Source organism: Exiguobacterium sp. UBA3968 (assembly GCF_002385115.1).
GTDB lineage: Bacteria > Bacillota > Bacilli > Exiguobacteriales > Exiguobacteriaceae > Exiguobacterium_A.
Map to the genome: position 1 here is coordinate 1 of NZ_DGCW01000005.1, position 25,595 is coordinate 25,595.

Sequence of the window (25,595 nt, forward strand, 5' to 3'; positions counted from 1 at the left end):
TCAGTTTTGAGGGCGCGAGCCTTTCAAAAAAATGAAAAAAAGTCTTGACGTTATGTGAACATAATGTTAAGATAATAAATGTCTGGTGGCGATAGCCAAGTGGTCACACCCGTTCCCATGCCGAACACGGAAGTTAAGCACTTGAACGCCGAAAGTAGTTGGGGGCTTCCCCCTGTGAGGATAGGACGCTGCCAGGCGATCGTTCCGCAATAGCTCAGCGGTAGAGCAACCGGCTGTTAACCGGTAGGTCGTAGGTTCAAATCCTACTTGCGGAGCCATTTATTACTTCTTCACCACGTACAATGGAGAGCTGTCCGAGTGGCCGAAGGAGCACGATTGGAAATCGTGTAGGCGTCAAAAGCGTCTCAAGGGTTCGAATCCCTTGCTCTCCGCCATCATCACTTTCAATTCAGAATGGCCCGTTGGTCAAGCGGTTAAGACACCGCCCTTTCACGGCGGTAACACGGGTTCGAATCCCGTACGGGTCACCATTTATAGCGTCGCGGGGTGGAGCAGTCTGGTAGCTCGTTGGGCTCATAACCCAAAGGTCGTCGGTTCAAATCCGGCCCCCGCAATTACATACGGTCCTGTGGTGTAGCGGTTAACATGCCTGCCTGTCACGCAGGAGATCGCGGGTTCGAATCCCGTCAGGACCGCCATTGTTAAGGCTTTGTAGCTCAGTTGGTAGAGCAAAGGACTGAAAATCCTTGTGTCGGCGGTTCGATTCCGTCCAAAGCCACCATCTTTATTAACAACATGATTTTCCCATTTGTGGGGGGGTAGCGAAGTGGCTAAACGCGGCGGACTGTAAATCCGCTCCCTCGGGTTCGGCGGTTCGAATCCGCCCCCCCCCACCACCATAGGGGCATAGTTTAGCGGTAGAACTACGGTCTCCAAAACCGTCAGCGCGGGTTCGATTCCTGCTGCCCCTGTTTACCATGGCGATTGTGGCGAAGTGGTTAACGCACCGGATTGTGATTCCGGCATTCGTGGGTTCAATTCCCATCAGTCGCCCTCTTATTATTGGGCTGTAGCCAAGTGGTAAGGCACTGGATTTTGATTCCAGCACGCGAAGGTTCGATCCCTTCCAGCCCAGCTTTTCAAGCGGAAGTAGTTCAGTGGTAGAATACGACCTTGCCAAGGTCGGGGTCGCGGGTTCGAATCCCGTCTTCCGCTCCAATGAGTGGCGCCATAGCCAAGTGGTAAGGCAGAGGACTGCAACTCCTTTATCGTCAGTTCGATTCTGACTGGCGCCTCCAACTATTTCTCAATTAAATAGTTTTGCAAGAGATTGTGCCGGTGTGGCGGAACTGGTAGACGCGCACGACTCAAAATCGTGTTCCTTTGGAGTGTCGGTTCGATTCCGACCACCGGTATCTTGCGGGTGTAGTTTAATGGTAAAACCTCAGCCTTCCAAGCTGATGACGAGGGTTCGATTCCCTTCACCCGCTTTATACTTTTTACACAATCTGATGTTTCACCTGATCATGCGGGTGTAGTTTAATGGTAAAACCTCAGCCTTCCAAGCTGATGACGAGGGTTCGATTCCCTTCACCCGCTTACCTAAAAAGAGCAATGTGTCGTTTTCGCTGACACCTTGCTCTTTTTGTTTAGGAAGGAATCTTAAGAGGAAAGGAGCGAGTCGTAATGGATGGTGTACAATTGAAATTGGCTTTACAAGAGTACGCAGTTGAGATTGGAATCGATGAGCTGAAGGTGACGACGGCTGACCCTTTTCTTGTCTTAAAACGTCGACTTCAAGCACAACAGGAGAAAGGATTTGCTTCTGGTTTTGAAGAGCCCGATCTCGATCTACGAACGACTCCTTCGTTACTCGTAGAAGATGCGGCTTCGATCATTGCCATTGCGGTCGCGTATCCAAGTACTCTCAAAAATGCACCTCGTGGCAAGGAAGGGGAGCGGCGGGGTATTTTTTGTCGATCGTCCTGGGGACTGGATTACCATCAGGCGTTGCGACAACGTTTGACGTTGCTTGAAGAAAAAATTCAAGAGTTGAGTCCAGGTGCAAGGACGCGCTCGATGGTCGATACAGGAGAACTCGTCGATCGTGCAGTAGCAGAACGAGCAGGGATTGGATTCAGTGGTAAAAATTGCTCGATCATCAGTGAAGAGCACGGATCGTATCTTTACCTTGGTGAATTGATTACTGACCTCGTCTTGCCGCCGGATCAGCCAGTCGAAGAATTATGTGGAACATGCAATAAATGTATCGATGCTTGTCCGACGGATGCGCTAGTTGAACCTGGTGTCATCGACGCTAAACGATGTATCTCGTTTTTAACACAGACGAAAACGTTACTGCCAGAACCGTTTCGGATGGCGCTTGGGAACCGTCTGTATGGGTGTGATACATGTCAGCAAGTATGTCCATATAACCGGAAGAAGAATGCGACACATCATGTTGAACTACAACCGGATCCGGAGCAGGTCAAACCGCTCCTTGTTCCACTCTTATCAATGAGTAACCGTGAGTTCAAGAGTCGTTTCGGAACATTATCCGGAGCATGGCGTGGTAAGAAGCCGATTCAACGTAATGCGATTTGTGCGCTTGTTCATTATCGAGACAAGAGTGCTATTGACGCGCTACGGTTAATGACGGAAACAGATGCCCGCGAAGACATGCGGGCGCTTGCACTCTGGGCAGTCGGTCGGATTGGCGGAATTGATGAGAAGTCGTACATCGAATCCCGTCTTTTAGCGGATACTGCAGTGGATGTTCAGACAGAAGGACAACGGTTAATTGAAGAGTGGGGGGAAGCAGATGCCATTTCAACAGCTCACTTATAAGTTCGGTACATTGCTCGTCGCATGGGAAAAAGAGCAAATCGTGTACCTCGATTTTGGATTGAATAAAGATCGTGCTCGGACCTATTTAGCAGAAGAGACAGACGAAGGTACATTACCGAAAGCTTGGCGTATGGCGTTTGATCGTTATGCACAAGGAGAGGTACAAGCGCTTGATGCGCTTCCTTGTCAGTTGCGTGTCACACCATTTGCAGAGAAAGTGTTACAAGCTTTGCGAACCGTTCCGTTCGGTCAGACGATCAGTTATGGTGAACTGGCTCGAATGATTGGAAAACCACAGGCAGCACGAGCTGTTGGCGGTGCCTTGAATCGGAATCCGATCGCATTGATTTATCCATGCCACCGTGTCATCGGGGCGACCGGTAAATTGACGGGTTTCGCAAGCGGAATTGCCCATAAAGAAGCGCTTTTAGCGCATGAGATAGGAGAGAATTGAACCATGGCTATTCATGTCGTTATGTATCAACCGGAAATTCCTCAAAATACAGGTAATATTTCGCGAACGTGTGCAGCGACGCATTCCGTCCTTCACTTGATCCGACCGCTCGGCTTCTCGACAGACGATAAGCAACTTAAACGTGCGGGTCTTGACTACTGGGAATTTGTCGATGTCCGTTATCATGATTCGTTAGAAGAACTGTGGGAAAAACATCCGGAAGGTGTTTTCTACTATATTACGAAATACGGGGAACAGTACCCAAGTCAGATTGACTTATCGGACGTTGAACAGGACTATTTCTTCGTCTTTGGTCGGGAAACAAAAGGATTGCCGCTTGAAGTCATCGATGCAAATGCAGAACGGTGTATCCGTTTACCCCAATCGAATCTCGTTCGTTCACTGAACGTCTCGAACACGGCAGCGATCATCGTCTATGAAGCATTACGTCAGCAAGGATACGCAGGTCTTCTGTAAAGCAAAAGCTCCATCCTGATTCAGGATGGAGCTTTTATGAGTTATTCGTTACCTTCAGGTTTTTTGTTGTAGCCTGCAGTGAAGATTGCTGTCAAAAACGCAAGACTTACGCCGACCATTAAGATAAATGCCATTTTTGTTTCCCCCTTCAGTCTCTTGAACCGATATAATCTATTATAGTATACCTGTAAGTGAAATTGTGTGCTACATATGAATTTTCTATGAATGGAGACTCCACATGCGTACGAACGTTTACCTATTAAGTTATGCCCCACTGATCAGCATCTTGTTATTTAGTACATCCCTTGCGATCGCGACGACGGAACTTGCATTGCATTGGCTCGATCAAGTCGGCGTGTACGATGAACTGCTCCAGCTACTGACGGCACGTGATACGAAGCTCGTCGTTTGGCTTGGTTTTTTGATCGTCTATTTCATGATCTTTAGTTCGCTTAAACTACTATCGGACACGATCAATCAGCTCGGTTTCGCCTTTTTCATCAAAGAACAAGAGGGAACGACACTCGGTATGTTACGTCCGGGCAGTATTCTCCTGCTCGTCGGAGGATGTGTCAGCTTTGCTTTCATGACGTCCTTCTTGCACGTTGGGATCGTATTGCTTGTATCCTTCTTCATCTATTTTATCTTTTACACGGTACAGATTAGTAAAATGACGAGTGCGGCTGGAGCTGTTGGGTTGATCATCTTCTCCTTCTTAGCCTGGGGCGTTCTACTCGCTGGTCTATCATGGGTTGGTCTGACCTTATTCAATTCCTTTGGAGAAGCAATTTTATTTCCGAGTTGACTCAAGGACGTAAAATCGTCGCCCACGTCTGGACCTGTAACGTTGCATTGGCTTCAGCAGGGAAAGGGCGGGGACGATCAGCTCCTAACCAAATACCCCCGATGTGTTGATTTTTGATACCGACGAACCACATATCCTTATTATCATTCGTTGTTCCTGTTTTTCCTCCGATATAGCGCGCGGAAGGATCGTATCCTTTGCGCCCTGTTCCATACGTCATGACATTCTTTAAACCAGCCCGTAATTCACGGTTCGTCTGACTGGACCAAATCCGTTGTTCCTTTTCCTGCGGTCGTTCGACCGTTCCGTTTCGAAACGTAATACTTTTAATCATCGAAGCCGGTCGATAGAGCCCGTCATTTACGAATACGGTATAGGCATTTGTCAGTTCAAACGGACTAATGCCGTACTGCAAACCGCCCAAAGCGCTCGTGAAGGCATCATCCTTCCGTGTCCACTGACTGAAATGGAACGGACGGATGGACTTCAATCCTTCTTGGAAAGAAACAGCAAAAGCACGGATCGCTGGTGTGTTATAAGAATAAGCGATCGCATCGGCAATCGTCACTTGTCCAAGGATCCGATTTCCGCTATTTGATGGACAGTATCCATCGATACAGACAGGACTACCGTCTAACGTATTCGACAATCGAGCTTTCGTCTTCTCGAGATAAGGACCATAGACAAGTAAAGGTTTGATGGATGAACCAGGTTGTCGGTACGACTGCACTGCTCGGTTGAACTGACCGGTCAAATTTGATTTGTAGCCGACTAAAGCCGTAACCCCGTGTGTTTGTCCATCAATGCCAACATAGGCTCCCTCAATCGGGTCTGGTAGACGACGAAGAGCTTCTTTAGCTCGTTGTTGCTCGGCTGAGTCGAGATATGTCGAGATGATCGCACCTTGTTGATGTAGATATTCCGAAGCATGCTTCTCACTCCATCCGTGCTGTTGAGCGGTCATCCGGATGGCAGCTTGGACGGTTGCATCGATATAGTCCGGATAAGGAACCCGCGGCTTATAAGATCGAGGTGTCACATGAGAAATAGTAAAATCTTTCGTCAGTACACGATCGCGCACTAATGCTTGAGCGATTCGTTGCTGACGTTTTTTTGTATTTTCAGGAAAACGAAGCGGATCGTAGAGTGACGGATTGTTCGGAATCGCTGTCAAAAAGCTGATTTCAGACCAATTTAACTCGCGCGCTGGCTTATTGAAATATGATTTTGCGGCCAGTTCGATCCCGTAAATATTATTCGCGAAATATGCTTGATTGACATACGCTGTCATTAGTTCTTTTTTAGAATATTTCTGTTCTAAAGAAACAGCGATTAACAACTCTTTTATTTTTCTAGTATATGTTTTTTCGTTTGATAGGTATGTCATTCTTGCTAGTTGTTGTGTGATCGTACTTCCGCCTTGGGATTTAGAATCAGACTGGTTTTTAGTAAATGCACGTAAGATTCCTGTGATGTCATAACCGTCATGTTGATAAAAACGTTGATCTTCGATTGCTACAAACGCTTGCTCGACTTTTTTGGGTAATGTTTGAGGCGTCAAGTCATCCCGTCGTAATCCATCATAAAGCTCGACCTGTTTGTTTTCATAGGTTACGGTGATTGGTTGATAGGAGGTCAGTGGATGTCGTGTCGTCTGTTCGTCGGCCCAGAAAAAAAGTGTGCGTGCTGTGTTCAACTCATCTTTAATTGAAAATAAGGAAAATACAAGCATCGTTGCAAGACCAAATAAGACGAGATATCCGGTGGTAATTCGCATGAGAACTCCTTTCAAAAAGCCATTTCATTCCTATTATCGGTCTTTTATGGAGAAATCAGTAGATTTTTTTTCGATTTTTGTATTTTAATAAACCTATTTTGCAGGAATGTTATATTAAAAAGAGAAAAGATTGGGTATATAGAAGTATCTGTGGATTTTATAACTCAAATTGTCTGAAAAAAAGAGCATAAATGGAGGGGACGAAATGGCTAAAAAGAATGTCGTTGCGATGTTACTTGCGGGCGGAGAAGGGAAACGTCTGGGAGCTTTAACGAAACATACTGCAAAACCAGCTGTTGCATTTGGAGGAAAATACCGCATCATTGATTTCCCGCTTTCGAACTGTACGAACTCAGGAATCGATACAGTCGGCGTGTTAACGCAATATGAACCACTTGAATTGAACCGCTATCTCGGAATCGGGAGTGCGTGGGATTTAGATCGACGTAACGGTGGTTTAACGATTCTACCTCCTTACCAAGCTCAAAACGGAAAGAACTGGTATGAAGGAACAGCGAATGCCATTTATCGAAACATGAGTTACATCAACCAATTCGACCCTGACTATGTACTCGTCCTATCAGGCGATCATATTTATAAAATGGATTATGAAAAAATGATCGAGGAGCATCGACTTGGTGGAGCTGACGTGACGATTTCTGTACGTGAAGTCCCATGGGAAGAAGCACCACGATTCGGAATTCTCAATACTGACGATGATCTCCGGATCAATGAATTCGAAGAAAAGCCAGAGAATCCAAAATCGAATCTCGCATCGATGGGAATCTATGTCTTTAACTGGGATGTATTGAAACGTCATTTGATTCAAGATGCAGGGGATGCGGAATCAAGTTTCGACTTCGGTAAGAACATCATTCCGAACATGCTCTTTGAAAATCTGAATATCCGTGCGTATAAATTCAAAGGATACTGGAAAGACGTCGGAACGATTCAATCGCTTTGGGAAGCAAACATGGATTTGTTGACGGCAGAACCAGAATTTGATTTATACGATCCATCTTGGAAAGTCTATTCTGTCAACCCGAACCAACAACCTCAATATATCGGGAACGCTGCAACGGTCGAGTCATCAATCATCAATGAAGGATGCCATATCGAAGGTGAAATTAATCATTCAGTCCTCTTCCATGGTGTAGAAGTAGCGGAAGGATCACTCGTCAAAGACTCAGTCATCTTCCCGAACGTTAAAATCGGACGAGACGTCACGATTCACCGGGCGATTTTAGCAGATGGTGTCATCGTTGAAGATGGTGCGACGATTGGATCTCCGGACGGAGAAGTCTTCGTCATTGAAGCAGACAGCATCGTTAAAAAGAACGAAGTCATCAAAGAAGCAATTCAATAAGGGGGATATTCGAATGAAGGTCGATTTATTAGGCGTCATCAATCTAAGTGGTGAAGAAGGATTTTTCAAAGAACTAACAGAGCATCGTAACTTGGCAGCTGTGCCATTTGCGGGTCGTTATCGATTGATCGATTTTACATTAACGAACATGGTACAAAACGATATCGCGAACATCGGAATTTTTACGCTTGAAAAATATCGTGGGATGATGGATCACCTCGGCTCAGGAAAAGAGTGGGATCTTGACCGTTCAAACGGTGGACTCTACATCTTCCCGCCTGCATTATCACAAGATGCGAATGAGTTCCGGGGAGATCTCTCAAACTTCCACCTTCATCGCGATTTCTTCCTGCGCAGTAAGGAGAACTATGTCGTCGTCTCTGGTTCGAACATCTTATCAGCCGTAGATTATCGTGATGTCTTGCGCGAACATAAAGAATCGAATGCGGATATCACAGTCGTTTATACGAAGCGTGAACTGCCTTGCAAATACTGCCGTCCAATTCGCTTTGGCGAGCAGAACCGCGTGACTGCAATCGGATCACGAGGATTCCAGCCGACTGATGAGACGTTCTACATGGAAACGGTCGTTCTATCGAAGAACCTATTCGTTCGTTTGATTGATGAGGCGATTGCGCGTGGCGAGTACGATTTACTACAAAGTATCATCCGTTCGCAGCTAAATCGCTTGCATGTACATGGTTATGAATATCGTGGTACATCACAAGTCATCCACTCACTTCGTTCATACTACCGTGAGAGCATGCTATTGCTTGAACAGTGGGGAGCAATCAACGACTTCCAGCATGTCTACACGAAAATCAAGCATGAACCGCCGACACGTTATTTGCCAGGTTCAGCGATTAAGAACTCACTCGTCGCAAACGGCTGTAAGTTAGAAGGCACGACGACGGATAGCATCCTGTTCCGTGGTGTTAAAGTCGGAAAGCATGCGCGCGTCAAAAACTCGATCATCATGCAAAAATCGGTCATTGAAGAAGGCGCGGTCGTTGAGTACGCGATTCTCGACAAAGAAGTGACCGTCAAACGCGGTCAAGTCATTCGCGGTACGGCAGAAGAACCAATCGTCATCAAAAAACAAACAATCGTTTAAAGGAGATGTCATTCATGAAGGTATGGTTTGCTGCCACGGAAGCGACACCCTTCATCAAGACAGGGGGGCTAGCTGACGTCGTCGGCTCGCTCCCTTTAGCGCTTGCTGAGGAAGGGGCAGACGTTTCGGTCGTCTTACCCAATTATGGTCAAATCAAGGAACAATACAAATCAGAGATGGAGTTTTTATTCGACTTCATCGTACCAGTTGGCTGGCGACAGCAATTTGGTGCTGTCCTCCGATTAAAACAAGATGGTGTAACGTTCTATTTCATCGATAATGAGTACTATTTCAAACGCGATGGTGTCATTTATGGACATTATGATGATGCGGAACGATTTGCGTATTTTTCACGTGCCGTTCTTGAGATGATTCAACATCTCGATCGGAAAGAAGTACCGGACGTCATCCATTGTCACGATTGGCAAACAGGTGTGATTCCGGCGTTCCTACGAATCCATTATCAGCACCTAGAGCGCTATCAAGATATTAAAACGGTCTTTACGATTCACAATCTACAATATCAAGGTGTTTTCCCGGAGGAAGTACTCGGTGATTTACTTGGATTGAGTCATGAACACTTCACAGCCGATGGTATTGCTCATAACGGTCTCGTCAATTACATGAAGGCAGGACTCGTCCATTCCAATCAAATCACGACAGTCAGTCCATCATATCGTGATGAGATCATGGATCCGTATTACGGTGAGACGCTTGAACCCGTCTTACAACATCGCGCTGTCGACGTACGCGGAATCTTGAATGGAATCGACTATCGTCAATTTGATCCTGCACATGATACGCATCTCGTTGAGACGTATTCGGTCGATACCGTCACGGAAGGAAAGGCGAAGAACAAAGCTGCCTTACAAGAAGAACTAGGTCTCCCCATCAATCCGGATGTACCATTGTTTGGTTTCGTTTCTCGTCTCGTCGACCAAAAGGGGATTGATTTGCTCGCGCATATCTTGCCAGATTTGTTTGAACTCGATGCGCAGTTCATCATCCTTGGATCAGGTGAAGCGGAATATGAAGGGTTGTTCCATCATGCGACATCGATTCGTCCAGACAAAATCGCTTCTTACATCGGGTTCGACGTTGGTCTCGCGCAACGAATCTATGCGGGCAGTGACGCCTTCTTGATGCCTTCGCGTTTTGAACCATGTGGTCTCAGTCAGTTGATTTCCATGAAGTACGGCTGTTTACCAGTCGTCCGGGAAACAGGTGGTCTTCGTGATACGGTCAAGCCATTCAATCAGTTTACGTTAGAAGGAAATGGATTCTCGTTCGCGAATTATAATGCACATGAGTTTTTAGAAGCGATTAAACGTACTATTGAGGTCTATCATGATCGCCCGGTCTTTGAGCACTTGATTGAGACGGCGATGAATGAGGATTTCAGTTGGTTGCGTTCAGCCGACGAATACTTGGCGTTATATCGTTTGATTGCACCGTCCGCCACTTGATCGTATCACTGGGAAAAGGAGTTACGTCATGTTCAAAGATATAGAGAAGTTCAAGGAGAGGTTTACGGAACGATTCGTTTCGATGCATGGCAAGGCAATAACGGAAGCAACAGAAAACGATATCTATCAGACACTTGCTTATCTGGTACGTGAGACGGTCACGACCGATTGGTTAAGGACAAAGGAAACATATACCCATAAAAAAAGTAAGCAAGTCTATTACTTTTCACTCGAGTTTTTGCTCGGACGTTTCTTGCATAACAACCTATTAAGTCTTGACGTCTTAAAGGATGTGGAACGGGGACTGGAAGAACTCGGATATCAGCTCAGTGACCTGACAGAAGAAGAGCCGGAACCAGGACTCGGAAACGGAGGTCTCGGTCGTCTCGCAGCCTGTTTTCTTGATTCCTTGGCTGCGCTTGGTCTACCGGGACATGGGAACGGTATCCGATACCAATATGGTCTGTTTAAGCAAAAAATCATCGATGGCTATCAAGTCGAGCTACCGGATAACTGGCTGAAGAACGGAAACATGTGGGAAATTAGACGTTCTGATAAAGCGGTCGATATTTCATTCGGTGGACATGTGTGGCTCGAAGAAGTCGGTGATGGGTATCGCGTCCATCATGAACCGACTGAAATCGTCCGTGCTGTTCCGTACGATATGCCGATCGTTGGCTATCAAAACAAGGTTGTCAATAACCTGCGACTCTGGAGTGCTGAGTCTCCACTTGATGATGATGAATTACTTAGTCAATACCGTGGGAACTATAAAGATTTACTGGCACATAAACAATCGATTCAGACGATTTCAGAGTTCTTGTATCCGGATGATACGACGTACGAAGGAAAAGAACTCCGTCTGAAGCAACAATATTTCTTCGTCTCTGCAGGATTACGGAGTATCTTGACGTCCTTTAAAAAACGAAACCATTCATTGAAGCAACTCGGGAATCATATTGCCATTCATATCAATGATACGCATCCGGTCGTCGCGATTCCGGAATTGATGCGGATTCTTGTTGATGAAGAAAGGTTTGGATGGGAAGAAGCATGGCGGATCACGAAGAGTGTCATGTCGTTTACGAACCACACGTTATTATCAGAAGCACTCGAACGTTGGCCGGTTGATTTGTTCCGTCGCTTGTTGCCACGCATCTATCTCATCATCGAGGAAATCAACCGACGCTTCTGTAAAGATGTGCTGGCGAACTATCCACACATGGAAGCACATATGCGAGATATCGCCATCATCGCGGACGATCGGATCAACATGGCGAATCTGGCTGTCGTCGGCACGCATTCAACGAACGGTGTCGCTCAGATTCATACTGAGATTCTGAAGCAGCGCGAGATGCGACTATTCTATGAGATGTTTCCGCTTCGATTTAATAATAAGACGAACGGGATTACACATCGTCGCTGGCTTCTCTCATCGAACCCAGCACTGGCAAACCGTGTGACAGAAGCGATCGGGGATGGTTGGATTCAGCATCCGTCCGATTTGCAAAAATTGACGAAATGGGCAGAGGATTCAGCACTGCAGAAGGACATCGCCGAGATCAAGCTTCAGCGTAAGGAAGAATTAGCGTTGCTCATTGAAAAGGAAACAGGTATCGTCGTTGATCCAACCTCGATTTTTGATGTTCAAGTCAAGCGATTGCATGCGTACAAACGTCAACTCTTAAATGCGTTACACATTCATTCGCTCTATTATCGTCTGAAGGAAGACCGTTCCTTTACGATGACACCGCGGACATTCATCTTTGGTGCAAAGGCAGCGCCAGGCTATCATTATGCAAAAGAAGTCATTCGTTATATCAATGCGTTAGCTCGCTTAATTAATCAGGATCCAGAGGTCAGCCCATACTTGAAAGTCGTCTTCCTAGAAAACTATCGTGTATCGCTTGCTGAAAAGATTTTCCCGGCAAGTGATGTCAGTGAGCAGATTTCGACTGCCAGCTATGAAGCCTCTGGAACCGGCAATATGAAGTTCATGATGAATGGCGCTTTGACGATTGGAACGCTCGACGGAGCGAACATCGAAATTCGAGATGAAGTTGGGGATGCGAACATCTTCATCTTCGGCTTAACGCCGCAGGAAGTCATGAATTATAAGCAATACGGCGGTTATAGTGCGTATGATCAATACAGTGCCCAACCCGAGTTGCGACGAATCATCGATAGTCTCGTCGACGGGACATTATTTGCTCCGGGTGAATTCCAAGCAATTTACGATTCATTATTGACGTATAATGATGAGTATCTGATCCTGAAAGACTTCATGTCGTATCAACAAGCGCAGGAACGTATCGATCGGATGTATCAGCAACCGGAAGAATGGTATAAACGTGTCATTCTTAATATTGCTCGGTCAGGTGTGTTCTCAAGTGATCGAACGATTAAAGAGTATGCGAATGCGATCTGGAACATCAAACCAATTCAACTCTAAACAAAAAGACACTGACAGATGTTTCTGTCAGCGTCTGATGTTTACGAACGGGAGACGTCTTCACCGCGGCTGACCCAATCACTATAAGAGCCGGCGTAAAGCCGGACATCGGTTTTCCCGAGTGAGTGGAGAGCGATGACATTGACGCACGCTGTCACACCGCTTCCACAGTAGAGGATAGGTGCCGTGACCGGCAGGATGTCGGCGTATAGTTCTTTCAGATCTTCCGCATCTCGTAAACGACCATCTGGTGAGAGTGCTTGTTCAAAGTAACAATTTACGGCACCCGGAATGTGTCCGGCGACATGATCGAGTGGTTCGATTTCTCCGCGATACCGATCGGGCGCTCGGGAATCGATGACCAGCGTTTCTGTCAGCTGATCCTTTAGCTCTTCGAACGAGACGACCATCTCGTCTTGGAAACGCGGCGTGTACTGAGAGGGTTCATAAGTAAAAGTCTCGTCTGTAACCGGAAGATCGAACGCTAGGTAAGAGGAGAATCCGCCCTCGAGAACTACGACACGCTCATGTCCGATCCATTTAAATAACCACCATGCACGAGCGGCATATGGAAAACCATCGTCATACAAAACGACGAAGTCTTCCGGGGTCACACCATGCTGTTCCAGTGTGTGTTGCCACGCTTCTTTTGAAGGAAGCGGATGCCGACCGCCGACCTCATCGATTGGACCAGAAAGGTCAGTCGTTAAATCCAGGTGCTGTGCACCTTCGACGTGTTGTTCTAAGAAAGCATTTCGTCCATATTCAGGTTGTTGTAAGTCATAGCGGCAGTCAAACCAGCGAATCTGATCCGTACGGACGAGCTGTTGAAGGTCTGCCATTTGAATCGTAGGAAACATGCCTCATCACCTTACCCTTTCTAGTGTTAATCATATGAAAGGTATCGTATCATCGCAAGTCTTACCCTCATTCAAAAAGGAGTCGATTTACTATGTCATGGAAAGAAACCTATCAAAAATGGGATCAGTTCGCTGATCTTGACAGTACATTAAAAGAAGAACTCGTCACGCTAGCAGCGGATGAAAAAGCAGCTGAAGAAGCATTCTATAAAGAACTCGAGTTTGGAACAGGTGGTATGCGCGGGGAGATCGGTGTCGGAACGAACCGGATGAATGTGTATACAGTTCGAAAAGCTTCACAAGGGTTCGCAGCATTTATTAAGGCATCAGGAGAAGAAGCGGCAGCAAAAGGAATCGTCATCGCACACGATTCACGCCATTTCTCACCAGAATTTGCGCTGGAGGCGGCACGGACGCTCGCAAGTAACGGCATCAAAGCGTATCTGTTCGACGGTCTACGTCCGACACCAGAACTTTCGTTTGCGGTTCGGTCTTTACAAGCAGCGGGCGGGATCGTCATTACGGCGAGTCACAACCCACCAGAATACAATGGATATAAAGTGTACGGAGACGACGGTGGACAACTTCCACCAAAAGAAGCGGATGAACTCGTATCGTACGTCAGTCAAATCGAAGACGAGCTGTCGATTGAACTTGAGCAAGAAGAAGTCCTTCGTGCGAACGGTTTAATCGTCTGTGTCGGCGAAGAACTTGACGAAGCGTATCAAGAAAAATTACAGACGATTCGTGTCTTACCTTCAATCCAATCGGAATTAGCCGATCCACTAAAAATCGTTTTCACTCCACTTCACGGAACAGGACTTGTCCCGGTAACAGAAGGCTTGAAACGTTACGGTTTCGAACACGTGACAGTCGTCAAGGAGCAAGCAGAGCCAGACGGTGCATTCCCGACCGTGACGTCACCGAACCCGGAAGAACATGCTGCCTTTAAACTGGCGATCGAATACGGAGATCGTACAGATGCCGATATCTTGATTGCGACGGATCCCGATGCTGACCGCGTCGGAGTAGTAACACGTGATGCAGACGGAGAATGGACAGTCTTGACAGGGAATCAGACGGGGGCATTGTTGCTTGACTACATCCTTTCACAAAAAGCGGCGCAGGGGACACTACCAGAGAACGGATTTGTCGCGAAGACAATCGTTACTTCAGAACTAGGTGCGTTGATTGCACGTCATTATGATCTCCATGTCGAGAACACGTTGACAGGCTTTAAGTTCATCGGGGAAAAAATCAAACAATACAATGCATCGGGTCAATATGAGTATCTCTTCGGCTATGAAGAGAGCTATGGATATCTCATCGGGGACTTCTGCCGCGACAAGGATGCCGTCCAAGCGTGCTTGTTAGCTGCTGAGATGGCTGCGTATCACAAAAAAGAAGGACGGACGCTCTATGAGGCATTACAGTCGATTTACGAGCAGTTCGGGTACTTCGAAGAGTCACTCCGCTCTCTGACGCTCAAAGGGAAGGATGGCGTGGCACAGATCGGTCGTATCATGGATACGTTCCGTGAGAATCCACCAAAACAAGTGGCTGGAGAACAGGTCGTCTTGTTCGAGGATTATGATGCGAGCATCGCTCACGATCTGAAGACACATCAACCCTCACCGATCAATCTGCCAAAATCCAATGTCTTGAAGTTCACGCTCAGTGATGGATCGTGGTTCTGCCTTCGTCCATCGGGCACGGAACCAAAAATTAAGTTCTATTTCAGCGTCACGTCACCAGATGCTGCTGAGACGACACGAAAACGTCAGCAAATCGAAGATGAAGTCATGCAGGAAGTCGAGCAAATTCAATAAGTCCTAAACAGGATTCCGTCGATGACGGAATCCTGTTTTTTGTCTTAGAGCATTGAAAATTGAAATTCGTGCAACCGTTACCATTTTGAGGTACAGTAAACGAGATAGAGTTCATACGATAGAGGAGTGGAAGAAACATGGAACGGATTCAGCTAACAGAAGATTTATCATTCTCACGGATCATTCATGGTCTGTGGCGATTGAATGAATGGGAAATGACGAAGGAAGAGCGTCTTGAATTGATTGAAGCATGCCTTGCTTTAGGAATTACGACGTTTGATCACGCAGATATCTATGGCGATTATACGAATGAACGCTTATTCGGGGAAGCTCTTGCCTTAAAACCGGAATTACGTGACCGGATGGAGATCGTCACGAAGACGGGCATCAAGATGAAAGGGAATCATTTCTCGGATCAGTCATTATCGTTCTATGATACGACGAAAGAGCATATTATCAAACAGGTCAATCGTTCCCTGCAAGAACTCGATGTCGAGTACGTCGATACGTTGTTGATTCACCGTCCAGATCCATTGATGGATCCGAACGAGATTGCAGAAGCGTTCGTTGAGCTGAAGGACGCGGGTAAGGTACGGACATTCGGTCTATCGAACCATACACCTGCACAACAGAGTCTTATACAATCACGCTTACCGTTCATGCTCGTGACGAACCAACTCGAGTTATCGGTTTCGGAACTGAAACATTTCGAGGATGGATCCGTCGATCTGTGTCATGAAAATGAGATGCCATTGATGGCATGGAGTCCGCTTGCGGGCGGTCGTCTCTTTAAGGACGAGCGATACGCACCGTTACGTGAAAAATTAGCTGAGATCGCTGAAAAGATCGGGGCAAAAGAAATCGACGAAGTCGCATATGCATGGTTACTTAAACATCCAGCACGTATCATGCCGATCGTTGGTTCTGGTAAGATTGAACGCATCGAATCTGCTGTTCGTTCGACGAATCTGTCGTTGACGCGCGAGCAATGGTTTGAGATTTTGAAGGCATCACGAGGTCGTGATGTCGATTAATCTAGACTGTGAGACAGAAATAAACGCATAAAATATTTTCTGTTTAAGAAATGAAGCGAGAGGATCAACCAGTACACGATCTGGAAACGATCCTCTCTTTCGTTTATGAATAGAGTAACAGTAAACAAAAAAAGTCCCATCTCAAGGGGGAGGAGAGATGGGAGATCTATGAGGTTAAGCTTCTAAGCGAAGCATCTCCTGACGATATTTATCTAAACGATCTTTACTTGCTGACATGCCAGCTTGGTCATTGGCTTGAATCGCATCGAAGAGCGTACTGAGCTCATAATCGATTTCGAGACGTAGCACTGGAATTCGCTGCTCTGCATCTTGTCTACGGAAAGCTTCAATTACTTGTTTCATCTCGGCCACGCTCCTTTGTAATTTGTCAGATAATTCTGATTTTTATTAGTATACTTGATTATTCCCGGATTGACTAGTGCTAAACCTCAAAAAATCTAAAAAAATACACTTGAAATCCTAACGGTTCCAAGTGTGAAAAATTCATTCTGGAATGCTGAAACGTGCTTCTAAACGATGTTGGACGCTTTGAATAAGTGTTGACATGATCCAGTAAATTGCAGCGGAGAACAAAAGTAGCGGCATGACGAGGTATGTCGTCGCTGAAATCTGGTCAGAGACGTACGTTAATTCCTCGACAGCAACGATCGTACCGAGTGATGTCGACTTGATGATATCGATGACAGAGTTCGAAAGCGGTGGAATCGCCCGAGATAGTGCTTGCGGCAAGATAACGTCCTTGAATGTCTTGCGACGCGGAATTCCAAGTGAGTCAGCAGCTTCCCATTGTCCACGATCGACAGAGGAGATGGCAGCGCGGAACGATTCCGAAATATATGCGGAAAAGTGAAGCGACAAACCGAAGGCAAGTGCTTGGAATCCAGTTAATTGAAGCGTGACGAGACCATTATAAAGAATCAAGATTTGCAACAAGAGTGGCGTTCCGCGGAAGAACGAGACGTATAAACGTGCAAAACCGCTGAAAACGGCAACGCGGCTATCACGCATGACGGCAAGAATCAACCCGAGAATAAGCGCAAAGACGATGGCGAGACCACTTGCTAGAAGGGTCGTGCCAATCGCCTTTGCGTAGACGTCCGAGTTATCTCGGACGATCGTCAGTAATTCACTCACTTACTGATATCCTCGTTGAAGTACTTCTTACCGATTTTTGCAAGAGTGCCGTCTTCTTGCATCTCAGCGAGTGCTTTGTTGAAGTCTTTTGTATACTTGCTATTTTTCGCCATCATGAAGCCTGATTCGTTCTTGTCAAATGTCTTATCAACAGCTTTAACTTTATAATTAGTTTTTTTCAACTGCGTCAAAACGAAGAGGCGATCGTTCAGTGCTGCATCAACGCGACCTGCTTCAAGATCTTTTAAGACTTGGTTCGCACCTTTATAGTATTTTACTTTAGCGCCTGCTTTTTCAGCCGTTTTTGCATAAAGTGAACCTTGTGTCGAACCGACTGTCTTTCCTTTTAAGTCGTCGAGTGTTTTGATGTCGTTCGTTTTATTGTTGACGATGATCGTTGAACCAGAGACTGTATACGCATCAGAAAAAGCATACTTCTTTTTTCTATCCTTGTTTATGCCCATTTGGTTCGCGATGACATCGATTCGTTTTGAATCAAGTGCCGGGATGAGTCCTTTAAAGTCCATCGCTTTGTAATCGACTTTATAGCCGGCACGTTTTGCGACTTCGTTCATGACGTCTACGTCATAACCTGTCAATTTTCCTTTTTCTTTATAAGTGAAAGGTGGGTATGTTGCTTCCGTTCCGACTGTAATGACTTTTGACTCTTTACCAGAACCTGCGTTGTCGTTCGAAGCGCCGCATGCTGCAAGCACCCCCGCTGTCGATAATGCTGCTACAGCTAATTTCAAACCGTGTTTCATAGCGCTCTCTCCTTTTATAAATGAATGATTTCAATTCCTAGTTTTCGAATAGGATTAATTTTAAGCTACAAGCAGTATCATACAAAGTTACAGGAACGTCTGTCAATAAAAAAGACTGCCCTTAAATGGACAGTCTGAAACATCATAACTGATCGATGATGTGATTAACGAATCGTTGCTTCTGTTGAAGCATCGAAGAAGTGTGCTTTTGTCATATCGAAGAAGAGATCAAGCTGTGATCCCATCTCGACATGTGAACGTGAATCGACACGTGCCGTGAATGCTTGTTGTCCGACTTTTGAGTAGAGATAAGACTCTGCACCCATCAATTCAGAAACTTCGATATGCGCTGGGAAACGATGTGCTGTTTTAGTGTCTTGGTAGATCAATTCCGCATGGATGTCTTCTGGACGAATTCCGAGGACGAGATCTTTATTCGTGTAACCGCGGTCGCGGAGAACTTTCATTTTTCCTTCTGGTACTTCGAATTTCTCTTCTGTTCCTGAAACATGGAAGAGACCGTCTTCTGCCAGTTTACCTGTCAAGAAGTTCATCGATGGTGAACCGATGAATCCAGCAACGAACATGTTATCCGGGTGATCATAGACTTCCTTCGGCGTACCGACTTGTTGAATGATTCCGGCTTTCATGATGACGATCCGTGTCGCAAGCGTCATCGCTTCCGTCTGATCGTGCGTGACGTAAATCGTCGTCGTCTCAAGACGTTTGTGTAACTGAATGATCTCCTTACGCATTTGTACACGTAATTTAGCGTCCAAGTTCGAGAGCGGCTCATCCATTAAGAAGACTTTAGCATCACGAACGATGGCGCGACCAATCGCGACCCGTTGACGCTGACCACCAGAGAGTGCTTTTGGCTTCCGCTCGAGATATTCTTCAAGACCAAGGATACGAGCTGCGTTATCAACGCGTTGCTTGATTTCATCTTTCGGGAACTTCCGAAGCTTTAATCCGAACGCCATGTTATCGAAGACGTTCATGTGTGGATACAAAGCGTAGTTTTGGAAGACCATCGCGATATCGCGATCTTTTGGCGCTACATCATTCATGCGTTTACCATCGATGATAAAGTCTCCACCTGAGATTTCTTCAAGTCCAGCGATCATCCGGAGTGTCGTCGATTTCCCACAACCAGATGGTCCAACGAAGACGATGAATTCCTTATCTTTAATATGCAGATTGAAATCATCAACCGCTTTTGCATCACCTGAGTAGATTTTATCGATATGTTCAAGACGAATTTCAGCCATGTTGTAGTTCCCCCTAGTAAATGATGAAATAATAACGCTTACAAGAAATAGTATAAAAGAAGTCAGGTAGTCTGCCTATGGACAACCTGACTAAATGCAAACGTTTTCAATTAGGCATCATGCTACAAGTAGCAAGGTATAAAGGAAAGTAGCTCCTTCAAACGACCGGACATCGATTTCCGTCTGTTCCGTCAACCGGTCAAGTCGATACTGGAGACTGTTCCGATGTAAGAATAGATGTTTTGCTGTCAAAGAGACATTCAAGTTAGCTCGGCAAAAAGCGAGGATCGTCTCACGAGACTCTGGCTCGAGGGACAGGATGAACTGATCGACGAGTGTTGCCCGATATCGGTCATCTAGACTTGCAAGACGAGTCATGGCAGGTAAAAAACGTTCGATTTGCATGGAAGGGACGGAGGTGAGCGCTGCTTGTTCGAGTTGGAATTGAACGGCAATGTCGCCGGTAGCACGCTGTTGACCAAGCAACACCTTACCATCGAGCACAAAATCAGATTGTAGTGCTAAAAATAAATCGTGTAGTTCTGCCTCAATAACGAATTCTTCTCGTTCGATGATCGTAAAACGATGAGTACTGAAAGGAATGAGCGTACTGGTCTGCGAAAAGAAAGAGGAGAGCAGTTGTTGGATTTCCTCACTCATACGTTCATCAGTTGGATTAAATAAAAAGTGGACAAGTCGAAATGGTCGATCTTCCACAGCATGAGCAGATTGGAGACGTTCTCGCCATAGATCGATATCTGACCGCGACGTCGTGATGATGCGCTCGGCAAATACATCAAGCAGTTGTTGTTCACGGTCGGAGATGGCAGTCGTCTTGATCCCAAAACAAAGCCCATCTGTAAGACGATATACGCTATACTGTTCCTGGCAATACAGATTCGGATCGGTCGTAAGCTGGTCATTGAATACAGTCATCAGTTGTCGTAACACACGGCATCACTCCTAAATCGTACATAACTAACTATCTCGACTTTACCATAAGTCGAAAATCGGAAGGAATGATAACTTATGTCAGACACTTTGTTACTCGTGTTGAAGCTTGTTGGAATCGTCATCATCGGTGCTCTTATCGGAGCGATCACGAACCATTTGGCGATCCGAATGTTGTTTCGACCACTTGAACCGAAATACATTGGAAAATTTCGCGTACCATTCACGCCTGGTCTGATTCCAAAACGACGGAATGAACTGGCAGCAAATCTCGGACGGACGGTCGTCAAGCATCTCTTGACGCCAGAAGGGATTGGGAAACGTCTCGCATCACCAGCTGTTCGTGGAGCCGTCACGCGTCTCGTCGAACAAGAAGTCATGAAATGGACACGCTCGGAAGAGACGACGGAAGCGTGGATTAGTCGATTCATCGACGAACCAAAACAACGGATCCAAGGGAAGATCAGTTATCACTTGGAGCAGGAGTTTTCGCGTCTGATGAATAAATGGCGGGAGCAATCTGTGCGAAACTTGATCGGAGCAAGCGGAGAACAAAAAATCGAAGAAGTCATGCCGCGACTAGTCGCATCCGTATTACACCAAGCAGAAGCATACTTTGACGGACCAGAAGGACGTCTACAACTCGAGGAAACCGTTGCTCGTTTCATCCAACAGCGACTGGGTGGCGGAATGTTCGGGATGTTGCTCGCAAATGTCAACATCGTCGATATGATTCAGCCGGAGCTGAAAAGGGTACTTCAATCAGAGTCGACGTCTCAGTTCATTCTTTCTTTATTACGTCAGGAATGGCAAAAGGGACTGGATCGCCCGCTTTCATCCTATATGATGGAAGAGACGGAGTTGCGGATTCGACAGACCGTCAAAGAACAAGTCATGGCACGTTTACCGATTGAGTCGATGCTTGCTACACCGTTACGCGTCTGGTTGAATCCACTCGAGTCACAATTAATCGAGCAACATGTCCCTGTCATCATCGATCATCTATTCGAACGGACGACGAATCAAATCGGGCAGATCCTTCAGACGCTCGATCTCGAAACAATCGTTCGAGAAGAAGTCGATTTGCTGGATACTGCGTATCTCGAGGAAATCGTCTTATCGATTTCCAAGCGGGAATTCCGGGCTATCACTTGGCTTGGAGGGTTGTTAGGTGGTTTAATTGGATTGATACAGGCGGGGCTTTATCTCGTCTAAACAAATTGGAGGTTTTACTCATGGCAGAAACAAACTTATACGATCACGCGTACACACTGGAGCGCGCATTGCGCGAAACTTCGGAGTACACGACATTAAAAGATTTGTATACGCAAGTTAACGCAGATCCGGAATCAAACGAATTGTTCGCATCGTTCCGTAACATCCAACTCGAATTACAACAAAAACAGATGCAGGGTGAAGAAATTACACCAGACGATATGGCGTCTGCCCAAACAAAGATGCTTGAAGTCCAAAACAACCCATTGATCAGTCAGCTGATGCAAGAAGAGCAACGGATGCACACGATGTTGACGGAAGTCACACAAATCATCATGAAGCCGTTAGAAGAGCTCTATGCGCCAATGATGGAGCAACAAGACGACGTGCAATAAGTAAACAAAAGGAAGACGTGCCGATATAGCGCGTCTTCCTTTTTTAGTATGGTTTAAGATGAAGCAGGAACGATTCGTGGTAAGTAAGCGCGCTCGAAATGAATGAGACGACCTGAACGTGTAACGCGAGCTGCATGATGGGCATAACCGCTTTCATTCAAGCGCCGAATCCCTTCTTCTCGTGCCTGACCATCCGTCTCTGCTTCAAAGACGTCATCGAGTAACGTTTCACCACGATCTGAAAATACTGTAATCGTATACTGCATACTTGTTCCCCCTTGTCTGATTGGTCTTGTACTCAGTATAATGAATCGCTATTCATTTCACAAGCGTAAGTCCAAGTCCTGCCACGTCAACTGTCTCGCAGCGGGAGGAGCTGTGAGGTGACTCACCGTCATACCAATCAAGCGGATTGGTCCATCGAAGGTAATGCCATTGAACAGTTTCGTTGTTTCCTCAAGTAATCGTTCTTCGTCCGCCGTCTCTTCTGCAAACGTATGCCGTTTCGAACGTGACTGGAATGTGTCGGTCTTCCACTTGATCGTAATCGTTCGGCAGACGAGTTCTTTTTTTTGAAGACTTGCAATGACAGATTTTGATTCTCGAATCAACGTCTCAAATATCGTATCGATATCCTCGGTATCTTCTTCAAAGGTAGTCTCAGAACCAATCGATTTTCGCTCGCGTTCCGGACGAACTGGTCGTTCATCGATCCCATGCGCCATCGCATGTAGTTCCGCTCCCCGATCGCGTCCAAGTATTGCTCGTAATTGTTCGACGGGCATTGCTTGGACATCCGCGACGGTTTCAATTCCTTGTTTTCGTAACGCTTGTTCTGTGACTTTTCCGACGCCATGTAAATCTCCAATTTTCAATGGAGACAAGAAATTGAGAACTTCTTCTGGTGGGACGACCGTCATCCCGTTCGGCTTCTCGTATCCGGAAGCGACCTTCGCGACGAGTTTAGAGTTAGAGACACCGGCAGATGCTGTCAGACCCGTCCGTTCTTTAATTTGCTGTAGAACATATTGCGCGATATAGGTTGCACTTTTTTGATCAAAATAATTTTCCGTGACATCGAGGTACGCCTCATCAAGCGAGAGAGGCTCGACGAGCGGTGTCACTTCTCGGAAAAGCGCCATGATTTGCGCACTGACAGCTCGGTAGACGTCAAAGCGGGGGCGAATGAAGACCGCGCGAGGGCAGAGCTGAAAGGCGCGTCTTGACGGCATCGCGCTATGGATGCCGTATTTCCGTGCTTCATAGGAACAGGTCGCTACGACACCACGGGCATGAGGGGGTCCACCAACGACGACGGGAACACCTTTTAATCGAGGACGATCGCGTTGCTCGACGGAAGCGTAAAAGGCGTCCATGTCAATATGAATGATTTTTCGTTCCATCGGACAAGCATCTCCTTTCAGTGGATATGATACAATTAGTATAACGAACTTATGTTCTGATATCTATTTTTTTGGTCGACTATTCTTTGGCATACGCACAAGAGCGCCTAACCATCCACGCCAGCGCATCCAGTAAAAGATACCACTAGTCGATAAAAAGATTAGACCGAGGGATATGGCGTAGCCGTATTTCCAGTCTAATTCCGGCATGATTTTAAAGTTCATCCCCCAAATCGCACCGAGGGCCATCGTCGGTGTCGCGACGGCAGTAAAGATCGTTAATGCCTTCATAATCTCGTTTCCTCGGAAGTTCGAAACGGTCGTTGATAAGTCGAGAAGGACTTCAATGTCTTTTTGGTAGTGTTCAATGAGCATCAACAGACGGCGGACACGTTTCATAGCTAGTTTCAAGGAAATGTCCTCAAGATACGTTTCTTCCTCGAGAAACGACTCTTCGCCAGCCATGACGAGTTCTTGAAATGGAACGATCAAATCGGACCAGTTCTCAATCGTGTCGCGTAACGCGAAGATGCTATCAAGCGAATCTTCATTGATGCTGCCGCGTAGTTCATCTTGTCTTGAAAACAGTTCTGTCTCAAACTGATCGATACCGGCGAAATACGTATTCAACTGTAAAGCGAGAATCGTATAAAAAGCCGCGAATGGATGAGCGGGAGAATAGGGTGAGACTAAGGACACGATTGAATCCGACAATCCGATCGTGATCAGTTTTTCTTTCGTTACATAAAAGCAAATCGAGCGGCGGTCACTTTTGTCGACAGGGTTTTGCCATGTGACGACAGCGCCATAGAGAACCCCTTTTTCTGAACGCGTGAAGTTCATATCTTTCGATCGCAACTGCGTGATCCAGTCCATTTCGGATTGGTCGACGGCAGCCGTCGGAAATATTTGTTCATAGTCAGCTAAATCGAGATAGCGGGACCAATTAAATTGAGGTTCCAGTTCCATGTTCATGACTCCCATATAGTAGAATGAAATAGTATATGCCTTAAGTGTAGTCAATGGAATATAAAAAAGACACCTATTTTACAGATAAAGGACGTGTTTCAAGAATGAAAGGAATCGGGAAGTTAGCAGTTGGAGAAACGCTCGATCAACGAGCGATGATCAAGCAAGCAGTCAAAGGAATTGCAGCAAATGGGAAACCATACCTGACGCTCATCTTGACGGATAAGACAGGCGAAATCGAGACGAAGATGTGGGATACGAGTGACCTTGAAAAATATGCGCCAAAGTCAATCGTTCATGCTGCTGGAGAAGTCATGGACTATCGAGGACGGACACAACTGAAGCTCAAACAAATTACGGTCCTAGAGGAGACGAATGTCGAGGACTATGTTCAATCAGCACCTATTCCACGAGAGCAGATTGAGACGGAAGTACTCGCGTTCGTAGAATCGATTCAAAACAGTGACATGAAAAAGCTCGTCAAACATTTGATCACTTCACGATTTGACGCCTACTTCACGCATCCGGCAGCGGTCAAGAACCATCATGCCTTTTACTCGGGACTGTCGTACCACGTCCTTTCGATGTTGCGCTTAGCGGATCAAATCGCTCAACTCTATCCGACCTTAAACCGTGACGTGCTAATCAGTGGCATCATTCTACACGATTATGCGAAAATCAAGGAGTTATCCGATCCGGTTGCACCGGAATATACGTTGCCTGGTAAACTCGTCGGTCATATTACGATGATGGTAGCGGAACTCGAAAAAGTCGGAGCAGAATTACAAATTGACGTAGAAGTACTGACTGTCTTGCAACATCTCGTCTTAAGCCATCATGGACGACCGGAATGGGGATCTGCTGTAGCACCACAAATGCGTGAGGCTGAAGTCTTGTTCTTGATCGATAACCTCGATGCGCGAATGACGATGATGGATCGTCTTCTTGAATATGTCGAACCGGGACAGTTCTCGGAACGATCATTTGCACTAGATAATCGTGCTTTCTACCGTCCGAAGCTATAAGGGGG

Annotated in this window: 23 protein-coding genes, 15 tRNA genes and 1 rRNA gene; 29 read left to right on the top strand and 10 right to left on the bottom strand. The window is 46.2% G+C overall.

The annotated features are described in order from the left end of the window. Window positions 1–81 precede the first annotated feature (81 nt). From rrf to B3S86_RS01745, 20 genes are all read left to right on the top strand, one after another. A 5S ribosomal RNA gene (rrf, locus tag B3S86_RS01650) occupies window positions 82–197 on the top strand. A gap of 6 nt (window positions 198–203) precedes the next feature. Then, window positions 204–278 (top strand) — tRNA-Asn (locus tag B3S86_RS01655). Between the two features lie 26 nt (window positions 279–304). Further along, window positions 305–395: transfer RNA gene (locus B3S86_RS01660), tRNA-Ser, on the top strand. A 21-nt stretch (window positions 396–416) separates the two neighbouring features. Continuing rightward, a tRNA-Glu gene (locus B3S86_RS01665) sits at window positions 417–491 on the top strand. 10 nt (window positions 492–501) lie between these two features. Then, window positions 502–575: transfer RNA gene (locus B3S86_RS01670), tRNA-Met, on the top strand. An 8-nt stretch (window positions 576–583) separates the two neighbouring features. Then, window positions 584–659: transfer RNA gene (locus B3S86_RS01675), tRNA-Asp, on the top strand. A gap of 7 nt (window positions 660–666) precedes the next feature. Beyond that, window positions 667–742, top strand: a tRNA-Phe gene (locus B3S86_RS01680). 31 nt (window positions 743–773) lie between these two features. Beyond that, window positions 774–857: transfer RNA gene (locus B3S86_RS01685), tRNA-Tyr, on the top strand. A gap of 4 nt (window positions 858–861) precedes the next feature. After that, window positions 862–932: transfer RNA gene (locus tag B3S86_RS01690), tRNA-Trp, on the top strand. A gap of 9 nt (window positions 933–941) precedes the next feature. After that, a tRNA-His gene (locus B3S86_RS01695) sits at window positions 942–1,014 on the top strand. A gap of 10 nt (window positions 1,015–1,024) precedes the next feature. Beyond that, a tRNA-Gln gene (locus B3S86_RS01700) sits at window positions 1,025–1,096 on the top strand. Window positions 1,097–1,104: 8 nt separating this feature from the next. Beyond that, window positions 1,105–1,179: transfer RNA gene (locus tag B3S86_RS01705), tRNA-Gly, on the top strand. 6 nt (window positions 1,180–1,185) lie between these two features. After that, window positions 1,186–1,259: transfer RNA gene (locus B3S86_RS01710), tRNA-Cys, on the top strand. 36 nt (window positions 1,260–1,295) lie between these two features. Further along, a tRNA-Leu gene (locus B3S86_RS01715) sits at window positions 1,296–1,376 on the top strand. Between the two features lie 4 nt (window positions 1,377–1,380). Continuing rightward, a tRNA-Gly gene (locus B3S86_RS01720) sits at window positions 1,381–1,451 on the top strand. A gap of 38 nt (window positions 1,452–1,489) precedes the next feature. Beyond that, window positions 1,490–1,560 (top strand) — tRNA-Gly (locus tag B3S86_RS01725). Window positions 1,561–1,647: 87 nt separating this feature from the next. After that, window positions 1,648–2,808: a tRNA epoxyqueuosine(34) reductase QueG gene (queG, locus tag B3S86_RS01730; protein WP_035409457.1), complete on the top strand. Its 1,161-nt coding sequence runs from the start codon at window positions 1,648–1,650 to the stop codon at window positions 2,806–2,808. Next, entirely contained in the window at window positions 2,783–3,262 is a 480-nt protein-coding gene (locus B3S86_RS01735) for a methylated-DNA--[protein]-cysteine S-methyltransferase (protein WP_035409455.1), read from the top strand. Before queG ends, B3S86_RS01735 begins: the two co-directional genes overlap by 26 nt. A gap of 3 nt (window positions 3,263–3,265) precedes the next feature. Further along, a complete protein-coding gene (trmL, locus tag B3S86_RS01740) occupies window positions 3,266–3,739 on the top strand; it encodes a tRNA (uridine(34)/cytosine(34)/5-carboxymethylaminomethyluridine(34)-2'-O)-methyltransferase TrmL (RefSeq protein WP_214856782.1) in 474 nt (157 codons plus the stop codon). Window positions 3,740–3,977: 238 nt separating this feature from the next. Beyond that, on the top strand, window positions 3,978–4,544 hold the full coding sequence (locus B3S86_RS01745) for a DUF5366 family protein (protein ID WP_035409453.1): 567 nt from the start codon (window positions 3,978–3,980) through the stop codon (window positions 4,542–4,544). Between the two features lies 1 nt (window position 4,545). On the opposite strand, the gene B3S86_RS01750 is transcribed toward B3S86_RS01745, so the two are convergent. Continuing rightward, the gene (locus B3S86_RS01750) at window positions 4,546–6,321 is read right to left on the bottom strand and encodes a transglycosylase domain-containing protein (RefSeq protein ID WP_290748553.1); all 1,776 of its coding nucleotides are present in this window, start codon (window positions 6,319–6,321) and stop codon (window positions 4,546–4,548) included. Between the two features lie 205 nt (window positions 6,322–6,526). Here B3S86_RS01750 and B3S86_RS01755 point away from each other — a divergent pair, with 205 nt between their 5' ends. Genes B3S86_RS01755 through B3S86_RS01770 form a run of 4 tightly spaced genes read left to right on the top strand, consistent with a single transcriptional unit; the run spans window position 6,527 to window position 12,719 of the window. Then, complete coding sequence (locus B3S86_RS01755) at window positions 6,527–7,687, top strand: glucose-1-phosphate adenylyltransferase (protein WP_290748557.1); 1,161 nt, start codon at window positions 6,527–6,529, stop codon at window positions 7,685–7,687. A gap of 13 nt (window positions 7,688–7,700) precedes the next feature. After that, a complete protein-coding gene (glgD, locus tag B3S86_RS01760; RefSeq protein ID WP_035409446.1) occupies window positions 7,701–8,801 on the top strand; it encodes a glucose-1-phosphate adenylyltransferase subunit GlgD in 1,101 nt (366 codons plus the stop codon). Between the two features lie 14 nt (window positions 8,802–8,815). Next, window positions 8,816–10,267 carry a glycogen synthase GlgA gene (gene glgA, locus B3S86_RS01765; RefSeq protein WP_029340919.1) on the top strand — a complete coding sequence of 484 codons (1,452 nt, stop codon included), beginning with the start codon at window positions 8,816–8,818 and terminating at the stop codon, window positions 10,265–10,267. Window positions 10,268–10,295: 28 nt separating this feature from the next. Further along, complete coding sequence (locus tag B3S86_RS01770; protein ID WP_290748563.1) at window positions 10,296–12,719, top strand: glycogen/starch/alpha-glucan phosphorylase; 2,424 nt, start codon at window positions 10,296–10,298, stop codon at window positions 12,717–12,719. 41 nt (window positions 12,720–12,760) lie between these two features. Here the strand turns inward: B3S86_RS01770 and B3S86_RS01775 are convergent, their stop codons facing one another. Then, window positions 12,761–13,579, bottom strand: a complete 819-nt coding sequence (locus tag B3S86_RS01775) for a sulfurtransferase (RefSeq protein WP_290748566.1) — start codon at window positions 13,577–13,579, stop codon at window positions 12,761–12,763. A gap of 92 nt (window positions 13,580–13,671) precedes the next feature. Here B3S86_RS01775 and B3S86_RS01780 point away from each other — a divergent pair, with 92 nt between their 5' ends. Together B3S86_RS01780 and B3S86_RS01785 are read left to right on the top strand one after the other, a co-directional pair. Next, window positions 13,672–15,408, top strand: coding sequence for a phospho-sugar mutase (locus tag B3S86_RS01780; protein WP_290748568.1), 1,737 nt, complete (start codon window positions 13,672–13,674; stop codon window positions 15,406–15,408). Between the two features lie 137 nt (window positions 15,409–15,545). Then, window positions 15,546–16,442 carry an aldo/keto reductase gene (locus B3S86_RS01785; RefSeq protein ID WP_290748571.1) on the top strand — a complete coding sequence of 299 codons (897 nt, stop codon included), beginning with the start codon at window positions 15,546–15,548 and terminating at the stop codon, window positions 16,440–16,442. A 174-nt stretch (window positions 16,443–16,616) separates the two neighbouring features. Here B3S86_RS01785 and B3S86_RS01790 read toward each other — a convergent pair whose 3' ends face one another. The 5 genes from B3S86_RS01790 to B3S86_RS01810 form a co-directional block, all read right to left on the bottom strand. Beyond that, window positions 16,617–16,805 carry a hypothetical protein gene (locus B3S86_RS01790; protein ID WP_035409434.1) on the bottom strand — a complete coding sequence of 63 codons (189 nt, stop codon included), beginning with the start codon at window positions 16,803–16,805 and terminating at the stop codon, window positions 16,617–16,619. Between the two features lie 141 nt (window positions 16,806–16,946). Further along, window positions 16,947–17,597, bottom strand: coding sequence for an amino acid ABC transporter permease (locus B3S86_RS01795; protein WP_035409432.1), 651 nt, complete (start codon window positions 17,595–17,597; stop codon window positions 16,947–16,949). Further along, the gene (locus B3S86_RS01800) at window positions 17,594–18,361 is read right to left on the bottom strand and encodes a transporter substrate-binding domain-containing protein (protein ID WP_035409429.1); all 768 of its coding nucleotides are present in this window, start codon (window positions 18,359–18,361) and stop codon (window positions 17,594–17,596) included. Before B3S86_RS01800 ends, B3S86_RS01795 begins: the two co-directional genes overlap by 4 nt. Window positions 18,362–18,525: 164 nt before the next feature. Beyond that, the gene (locus tag B3S86_RS01805; protein WP_035409428.1) at window positions 18,526–19,632 is read right to left on the bottom strand and encodes an ABC transporter ATP-binding protein; all 1,107 of its coding nucleotides are present in this window, start codon (window positions 19,630–19,632) and stop codon (window positions 18,526–18,528) included. A 117-nt stretch (window positions 19,633–19,749) separates the two neighbouring features. Beyond that, entirely contained in the window at window positions 19,750–20,583 is an 834-nt protein-coding gene (locus B3S86_RS01810) for a PucR family transcriptional regulator (protein WP_035409426.1), read from the bottom strand. Between the two features lie 78 nt (window positions 20,584–20,661). Here B3S86_RS01810 and B3S86_RS01815 point away from each other — a divergent pair, with 78 nt between their 5' ends. Continuing rightward, window positions 20,662–21,798, top strand: coding sequence for a DUF445 family protein (locus B3S86_RS01815; protein WP_290748578.1), 1,137 nt, complete (start codon window positions 20,662–20,664; stop codon window positions 21,796–21,798). 20 nt (window positions 21,799–21,818) lie between these two features. Then, complete coding sequence (locus B3S86_RS01820) at window positions 21,819–22,193, top strand: YlbF family regulator (protein WP_023467337.1); 375 nt, start codon at window positions 21,819–21,821, stop codon at window positions 22,191–22,193. 53 nt (window positions 22,194–22,246) lie between these two features. On the opposite strand, the gene B3S86_RS01825 is transcribed toward B3S86_RS01820, so the two are convergent. The 3 genes from B3S86_RS01825 to B3S86_RS01835 form a co-directional block, all read right to left on the bottom strand. Continuing rightward, window positions 22,247–22,459 carry a YhzD family protein gene (locus tag B3S86_RS01825; protein ID WP_056059948.1) on the bottom strand — a complete coding sequence of 71 codons (213 nt, stop codon included), beginning with the start codon at window positions 22,457–22,459 and terminating at the stop codon, window positions 22,247–22,249. 57 nt (window positions 22,460–22,516) lie between these two features. Then, the gene (gene dinB, locus B3S86_RS01830) at window positions 22,517–23,596 is read right to left on the bottom strand and encodes a DNA polymerase IV (RefSeq protein ID WP_290748585.1); all 1,080 of its coding nucleotides are present in this window, start codon (window positions 23,594–23,596) and stop codon (window positions 22,517–22,519) included. Window positions 23,597–23,659: 63 nt separating this feature from the next. Then, a complete protein-coding gene (locus tag B3S86_RS01835; protein ID WP_290748588.1) occupies window positions 23,660–24,565 on the bottom strand; it encodes a magnesium transporter CorA family protein in 906 nt (301 codons plus the stop codon). Between the two features lie 104 nt (window positions 24,566–24,669). Here B3S86_RS01835 and B3S86_RS01840 point away from each other — a divergent pair, with 104 nt between their 5' ends. Further along, window positions 24,670–25,590, top strand: coding sequence for an HD domain-containing protein (locus B3S86_RS01840; protein ID WP_035409417.1), 921 nt, complete (start codon window positions 24,670–24,672; stop codon window positions 25,588–25,590). The last annotated feature ends 5 nt before the right edge of the window (window positions 25,591–25,595 follow it).